This window comes from Klebsiella sp. JN_Kp126, assembly GCF_033843325.1.
Lineage (GTDB): Bacteria > Pseudomonadota > Gammaproteobacteria > Enterobacterales > Enterobacteriaceae > Klebsiella > Klebsiella michiganensis.
This window is the reverse complement of sequence record NZ_JAWXQV010000084.1, coordinates 126,830-134,088: the sequence shown is the minus strand read 5'-3', so window position 1 is coordinate 134,088 and position 7,259 is coordinate 126,830. Positions and strand designations below refer to the sequence as shown.

The 7,259-nt window shown below is 50.4% G+C and carries 5 protein-coding genes and 1 pseudogene; 2 read left to right on the top strand and 4 right to left on the bottom strand.

Going from position 1 to position 7,259, the window contains the following annotated elements:
* Positions 1 to 703: 703 nt before the first annotated feature.
* From SIK97_RS21150 to SIK97_RS21135, 4 genes and pseudogenes are all read right to left on the bottom strand, one after another.
* On the bottom strand, positions 704 to 952 hold the full coding sequence (locus tag SIK97_RS21150) for a hypothetical protein (RefSeq protein ID WP_142298656.1): 249 nt from the start codon (positions 950 to 952) through the stop codon (positions 704 to 706).
* Between the two features lie 458 nt (positions 953 to 1,410).
* Positions 1,411 to 2,223 (bottom strand): annotated as a pseudogene (locus SIK97_RS21145) (tyrosine-type recombinase/integrase).
* On the bottom strand, positions 2,220 to 2,927 hold the full coding sequence (locus tag SIK97_RS21140) for a hypothetical protein (RefSeq protein WP_064355340.1): 708 nt from the start codon (positions 2,925 to 2,927) through the stop codon (positions 2,220 to 2,222). Before SIK97_RS21140 ends, SIK97_RS21145 begins: the two are co-directional and overlap by 4 nt.
* Positions 2,928 to 2,960: 33 nt before the next feature.
* Positions 2,961 to 3,320: a hypothetical protein gene (locus SIK97_RS21135; protein ID WP_049593932.1), complete on the bottom strand. Its 360-nt coding sequence runs from the start codon at positions 3,318 to 3,320 to the stop codon at positions 2,961 to 2,963.
* A 571-nt stretch (positions 3,321 to 3,891) separates the two neighbouring features.
* Here SIK97_RS21135 and pifC point away from each other — a divergent pair.
* Both pifC and SIK97_RS21125 read left to right on the top strand, forming a co-directional pair.
* Entirely contained in the window at positions 3,892 to 4,980 is a 1,089-nt protein-coding gene (gene pifC / locus SIK97_RS21130; protein ID WP_163473274.1) for a transcriptional repressor PifC, read from the top strand.
* A 1-nt stretch (position 4,981) separates the two neighbouring features.
* A complete protein-coding gene (locus tag SIK97_RS21125) occupies positions 4,982 to 7,249 on the top strand; it encodes a P-loop NTPase fold protein (protein WP_049593934.1) in 2,268 nt (755 codons plus the stop codon).
* The last annotated feature ends 10 nt before the right edge of the window (positions 7,250 to 7,259 follow it).

Genomic DNA, 7,259 nt, shown 5'->3' with positions numbered 1-7,259 from the left:
TGTGCCGGCATTGTGCCCGGGACCACGGTCCCACCTGCACCAACTGTGCCGGCATCGTGCCCGGGACCACGGTCCCACCTGCACCAACTATACCGGCATTGTGCCCGGGACCATGGTCCCACCTGTACCAACTGTGCCGGTATTTTGTGCAGGACCACGGTCTCATTTTTATCATTGGACCGATCACTCACAGTGATGTTTCACCCCCAAAGCTGAATTAACAGGTATTTGCAAACGAAGTCTTATTCTTACCCTGTCGGAATCTCTGCCAAAGCCTACTAGACAGGTTCTGCATGGCCCAAATCAATTCATCGTTCGGTCTGATTTTATTCCCTCAGTTAACACCACCTGGAACTCTTGGCTTCTAGCCTAGGAATTCGTTACAGATACTGATTAGATATGCAGCGATTTGGTTTTGACGTTCTGACATCAATTGCACCGGTTATAGCCGACATAAAATGGCCAAACTCGCTCATGTCAGTCGAACTCTGTTCGTCAGAAGCTGATGACTGTATCCCGATATGTTTGACTCATTCCCTGCTTCATCCATGGCCTGAAAAGCGCTGTGTTTGTTGATTTGTCCACGCCCGGGTATATATGCGACAACATCAAGAGAATCCTTGAGAACTAAATCTGCCTTAACTTTCGCCGTGAGAACGGAGACAACCTGAACCTTAATTTCTACCTTGGCAGAGGGCACGCCTTAACCACTGGTAAAATGAAAATACCGACAGCCGTTGAATAAGATATGTTTCCCGGCCTGTTGTAACATGCCATGGAGTTTTTCAATTTCAATGACAATGCTGACGATGTATCGTTGCGCTCTGACATTCACCTTTTCTGCCCAGAATTTAAAGCGGACGTCAAAAGTTTGCGTATTTTTCATGACGATAGACAAATACAGCAATGAGCACTCCGTCAGCGATATTCCCGGCGTCAGAAGAAAACTCATGACGTTATTACAGAACGACGTTATACAGTCATAATTACTATTAGACGGGATATCCCCTCTGCCGAGCTCTCTTCTTGGTGTTCCAGCCTTGCAGATAAATAGTGTTTTCCAGGAGCAGCTTTAACTGAACGAATAAACTTTCCATCAGTCACTGGTGTTTCACCGAGCTTCGTTTTTTATCCGATCAAGTGTTTTTAATATCCAGAATATTTTTTTCAGGTGATTGGGTATGCTTTCAAAACGCCCATCAGATAAAACTACGCCTTCTTTCAGCAGCTCCAGTAGCTCCTGCGCTGCTCTTTTGCGTTTATCCTGCCCTTTAAATTTATTACCTTGCGGGAATAATGAAAGGAATTCATCAATTACATTGAAGATGCTATTAAATCCAACCCTGTCAATATTCGGGCTTTGTTTATGTGCAAGAACTTCCCCTGCATTCCTTCAGGCTGGGGAGGATGTCAAGCTCTATGACCAAGATGAAACTTTTTCATCAGCTTAACGGCTTCATTTTCTGGCATTGCAAACCGGACGCGGTGCCGTGCCGCAACATCGATGGCAAAAGCTGTCGTATACACTTCCGTCGAGCTAATTGATTTGTGGCCCATCAGGCTCTGCAAAACCTTCCTTGGTATGTCGGCGTACAGCATGTGCATCGCGTAGGAGTGACGGAACGTATGGGAGGTTATCGGTACTGTGAACGTCACTCCGTCGGCAGCTGCTGTCTCCACCGCTTCGCTAAGCCAGGTGCGGACAGTACGGTCTGTGATCTCCTAGATACGCTCATCCTCCATTCTACCGGTGCGCTTGTTTCGTCTTTCCAGCGGAATTTTCAGAGTGGCCACCATCATCTGCAGCTGACTGACATACTGATGATCAGAAAGCGGAACCAGGCGATGAACCTGACTACCGCCCGACGCTCGACCTCCCGTTCTGGCCGCTTTCTCGGTGCGCTGCTTGAGCGTGGCCAGCTGCACGAACGGATACGGCGGCGCCAGCGAAAAATCCCCCCGGGTCAGCGCCAGCGCCAGCTCCTCGTTGATGCGCGCGCCGGTGTTCCAGAGAGTTGCCAGCAGCATCTAGCGGTGAAGATCCGGCACGTAATGGAGCAGGGCGCTTATTCCCGAAGCCAGTAAGTATTTCGGCAGTTCATCATGCACAATGGCCATCTGTCGAAGTGCCAGCGCTGCCGGGTAGTCGATTGCAACCGGCAATAATAATGGTGTAACGCCACCAGTTGCAGCTGGAAATCCATGCAAAGCTGGTAATGTCATTGTGAATATCCATTCAAATCGTGGGGAGGAGGTATCTGAGCTAAAGCAACCTGAAGTTTAGCATTGCTTTGCGCATATCTGAGGCCTCGCTCAATACTCTGACCAGCCGCAATACATAACTGTGGCCACAATGACCATTTACGATCTTCTAGGCGGTCAGTAGGCATTGAGCACAGTCTTCTGAGCTGGCGGGACAGGTGAATGGCCCTGATGCCCAGACGGCTGGCCTGATTATTCAGCTCAATAATGCCGTCGTTGTCATAAGGGGAACTTTCAATAAATGCAGTATTTACTATCGAGACTGACTCTTCCCTGAGGACCTCAAGTTGTTGTAGCTGATATAAGAGATCTGCAGGCAAAGAGCGCCAGTCTCCGGAAACCGAAGCGTAGCTCAGTTCAGGAATAAAATAATTAGCTTTATATCTGGCATCCTCATCTCGATCCCCCTGATCTAACGCAACGGGCAGACAACGCTGTGCAAATCGCTCAAGCAGAAATACCAGTTCGGTGGCAATGAAGAGGCGTTCACTGGCCAGCTTCGCTGCTGCAGCGTCCTTCTCCCGTTGAGTTATCAGTTTCTGTCCGTACCACACGCCACCGAATGCCGCACCGGCAGATGAAACCGCCGTAACGATCTGCGGCCACAGACTGGCGCTGTCCTTCACCACCTTCACGCCCTCAGTCGCAATAAACCAGTCAGCCATATGTGTTCCTTTATTGATACATCACGCCCACCGTCAGGGTTGTTCAGCCGCAGCGCGGGCGATCGCATCTACTGCTTGTTTAACCGAAAAGGACAATCCATCCGTATCTTTCGGTGAAAAATGTACCCAATAGCACAAATACGTACCGTAGTTCTGGTCGGTATGACGAGTTTCATAATTTACGCTGAATGCATAAATCTCCCGGTTGCCCAGGGGATAGTCTGTGATTTCGCAGTAACGCAGATAAAGAACGCGCAATCCATCAAACAACTCTCCCTCTTTCAGCGGGCCCACTGCTTTGACTGCTTCACGCTGATCCATGAAATAGTCCACGGCGGCTTTTTTGGTTTTAAATTCCTTCTTACCTATCTTCACTGGTATTGAACGTCCCATTCTGATCTCCTTCTGGTTTGCTGGCAAACAGTCAAGCAGAGTAATTATGCAGCGCAGCATAATTAGCTTCGCACAACCCTGCATCTGTCACCCTGATGATTTTCCCGTTCCGACATCATTTTTATGCTGATAATAAGCAGTCATATAACAAATGCGTTAAATTACCGGATGACCATTCCGGTCTGATCCGATTTTTACGCTATTTCACTTTTTCCGGAAGTGTGCCACTGTCTGGGAAAAAGCAAAGCGGCAATATCGGCCGTTGAGCAGCAGGTCACGAATAGGGTGCGGAATACAACATATAGCGTCACTGTCATCTGAAAACACCACTACATCTTGTGCTTGTGTTTCCGGGCCGCTGCGCGCCGGAGGGGTTCCGACAGATCCGGAACTCAGGGTTTTCGGATCTCCGCTGAAATTAGAAGGGATATACATTACTATAGCGGTATAATCATCACATTTAGTAATTAATGATGCATCACAATTTTGGAGATCAAAACAAATTGATTAATGGATAACAATAAAATGCTAGGTTAGCATGAAGAGAAAAACAAACATGCAAGGAACGATGATGCTCAGCCAGCTTAACCTGCGTTTTCACAAAAAGCTGATCGAGGCGCTGAAAGTGCGCGCCGGTCGCGAAAATACTTCGGTCAACGCCCTGGCCGAACGCTTCCTCGATGACGGCCTGAAAACGGTCGCGCCCGGCGACGGGTATTTTCAGCTGGTCGCCGATCCTGAGGCTACGGTCCGGCAGCTGTACCGGCATATCATTCTTGGCCAGACCTTAGGCACGTCAGCGCTCTCCCGCGACGAACTGCACTTTGTCCTGGTTCACGCCAGGGAGGCCTTCCTGCGCAGGCATAACAGGCTTGCCACCCTCCCGGCTCTGGACACGCTGCTGGACATCACCGGCGACCTGCTGGCCTGGCAGGTGGAGCACGATCGCCCTGTGGACGGTCACTACCTGAAGGGGATTTTCCGCCTGGCCGGGAAAAACTGGACGGAAGAGTTTGACGCCTTCCGGGCAGAGCTGCGCCCCGTTGTGGACCAGATGTATGCCGAACACCTCCTGCGTCCGCTGGAGAGCGACTGCTTCAACCTCGCCGATATTCCCGACAGTGCTCTGGCTGGGATTTTCACCCTGCCGCGGCTGAAAACCGTTTTCCCGCTGATGCTGCGCGGGCTGGACTGGAGCGGGGAGAAGGCCCGAGATCTGGCTCAGGAGCTGCGCCCGGTGATCCCGGCCGTCACGCAAACCATTGAGGCCGGTACGCTGCGCCTGGAGATCCGCATCGACGGCCAGCACCCCGGCGCGCGCCCGGGCGCCTGGTATGAGACACCGCGGCTGCACCTGCTGATCACCGGCCAGGACTTCGTGGTGCCGTACGGCTGGGAAGCGTTCTCCGAATTGCTGGGCCTGTTCACGCTGTACGCCCGCCATCCGGAAGCCCTGGCGCACGGCCACCAGGGCGAGCGCGTGATGTTTTCCCCGCCCGGACATGTCACGCCGGAGGGATTCTTCGGGATCGACGGGCTTCGGATATTTCTCCCGGCAGAGGCCTTTGAGTCGCTGGTCAGTGAACTCACAACGAAATGTGCTGAAGGTACGTTGGCGGAGGCCCTTACCGGGATGCGCTGCCTGTACGGAGATCTGTAGTATGAAAATACGAAGACAGTTGTGGAACCGAGAAGGGCTTGATGCGGCAGTCGAATCTGCGGCTGATGACCGTTACGGATTCAAAACCATTGCTGAAAATATTGCCCAAAGCGTCCTTTCCCTCCCGCTGGACACTTCGAACGTCATTGGAATTGAAGGGGCATGGGGATCGGGTAAAACTAGCTTGCTGAATCTGATATTAAAAAGCCTTAATCAGACAAAGGATGGCCACACGCATGTGCTGCATATTTCCCCCTGGCTGAGCGGCAGCAGCCCGGTTGAAGCGCTCTTTCTTCCTGTGGCCACGGTTATCCAGCAGGAAATGGAAAAACGCCATCCTCCGAAGGGTCTCAAAAAACTCTGGCGTAAATATCTGCTGTCGCCGGAAGCGCAGCAAGTGATTGAATATGCACAGAATACGTCGTCACGAGTCCTACCGCTGGTAGAGTATATCGGGCAGTTTTCCCGTATTGTTAACGGAATAGCTGGCGGGATAAAAGTCTTTACCGGGACGCGTTTCGCAGTAAATCAAAAAACAACCACTAAACTGCGGGCGGAAATTGCACAACAACTGGTCAGTCTAGATCAGAAATTCATTGTCGTTATGGATGACCTAGATCGTCTTGAACCGTCCCAGATTGCAGAAGTGTTCAGGCTGGTACGCGCTGTGGCCGATCTTCCACGCTTTACGCATATTCTTTGTTATGACAGGAACATCATCACGCATGCTGTTGAGCATGCACTGAATGTCGAGGACGGGAACCGTTATCTGCAGAAGATTATTCAGCTCAGTTTTAAGATCCCACGACCCGAAACTTTCGATCTCCGCTATGAATTTGGTAAGCGGGCTGCCGATTTATATGAGCAAATAAATCATCAACGGCCTGATGCTGCAATGTTAGATGATCTTGCCAAGGTGTCCGATACATATGGTGCAGCATTATCCACTCCCCGTGAGATACATCAGGCTATGAACTCCCTCATTTTCCTTTATCCAGGAATGCGGGATTTTGTGTATTTTCCTGATTTGTGCCTGCTTCAGCTTATAAGGGTGACTAATCCAGCCCTGTATGACTGGACCGAGCATTATCTTACAGAGCGGGTAGTGGTAGAGACAGGTCAGGGGGCACTTGCTGACGGAGAAAAAGAACTGTTTCAGCAGGAGCTTGTCACCCTACTGAAGAGATTTCGGGCGTCCGGCGCAAGCTCATTTTTGACGCTCGCACACTGGATACCGGGGATCAACGGGCATGATGATGAACATCTGAATCTCTTTGAGCCGGTCAGTGAGGATTTTCGTCATAACCAGACGACCGGTAAGCGACTCAGCAGCGTGACGCACTGGCGATATTATTTTGCTTTTTCTGCGCCTCAGAATGTATTGCCGTCTGAGTTTTTCGATCGACTTTTTGTGCTGGCCGCTCTACCAGAAAAGGAGTCGCAACTGTCTGAACAGCTATTGTCGAAAATAAGCAGTGAAGGCAGCATGACCGGTACCTGGTTCGAACATATTCTGAGCAGGCTGACTCCGGGCCTGATAAGAGAACATACTTTCGAAGAGTGTGCAGGGCTTGTTAAGTTTTTCTTCGATCACACGGATGAGGTCAGCACTCGCTTCCGAACCCGTAACCCATGGTTTTCGCTGCGTGAAATGGGCATTAATCAGGTTGTAAGGCACTTGCTGAAGCATATGCTGAAACTCGACGAAGCCAGAACGGCTGCGTTACTGGAGACGTTCGTCAGCAGTGGAACCTCGCCATTCTGGACAGCAGATTTTATGCGGGATCTTATCTGGGAACACGGTCTGGCTCAGAACAGGGTTTCCAGTCCTTCTGAGGCTCTGCTGAGTCGTGAGATTACCGAACAGCTCCGCGACAGATTTGCTGCCCGTATGGATCAGGAAGAAATCCGGGGTCAGTTGCTTTCACGTCAGTCACTCCTGGGATATCTGTATGCATGGAAAGAGATGAGTTCGCTGGAAACGGTCAAAGACTGGGTACAAGAGGTTTCTTCGACTGATCATGGGCTTATCGATTTATTAATGAGCTTACGAACTAACGTATTCAGTTCAGATAAAGGCGCATACAGGCGAATTGATCATGATCAGGTTAAGGACTTTTTTGATGACTGGGATGGAGTCAGACAGCGTGTCAAACAGGTGTTAGAGGATAAAGTGTTAGATCCTGAACTGCTGAAACTTAAAAGTGACATGGAAGTAAATTGGGTTGACCCTTTCCAAACGGACATCCCTGCCTTAAAGTCGGACTGACAGAAAGAAA

Excerpts from the sequence above, each read along its gene's own strand:
- SIK97_RS21135 (WP_049593932.1), bottom strand. The coding sequence starts at position 3,320 with ATGGGACGTTCAATACCAGTGAAGATAGGTAAGAAGGAATTTAAAACC.
- SIK97_RS21150 (WP_142298656.1), bottom strand. The coding sequence starts at position 952 with ATGAGTTTTCTTCTGACGCCGGGAATATCGCTGACGGAGTGCTCATTG.
- SIK97_RS21140 (WP_064355340.1), bottom strand. The coding sequence starts at position 2,927 with ATGGCTGACTGGTTTATTGCGACTGAGGGCGTGAAGGTGGTGAAGGAC.
- pifC (WP_163473274.1), top strand. The coding sequence starts at position 3,892 with ATGCTCAGCCAGCTTAACCTGCGTTTTCACAAAAAGCTGATCGAGGCG.
- SIK97_RS21125 (WP_049593934.1), top strand. The coding sequence starts at position 4,982 with ATGAAAATACGAAGACAGTTGTGGAACCGAGAAGGGCTTGATGCGGCA.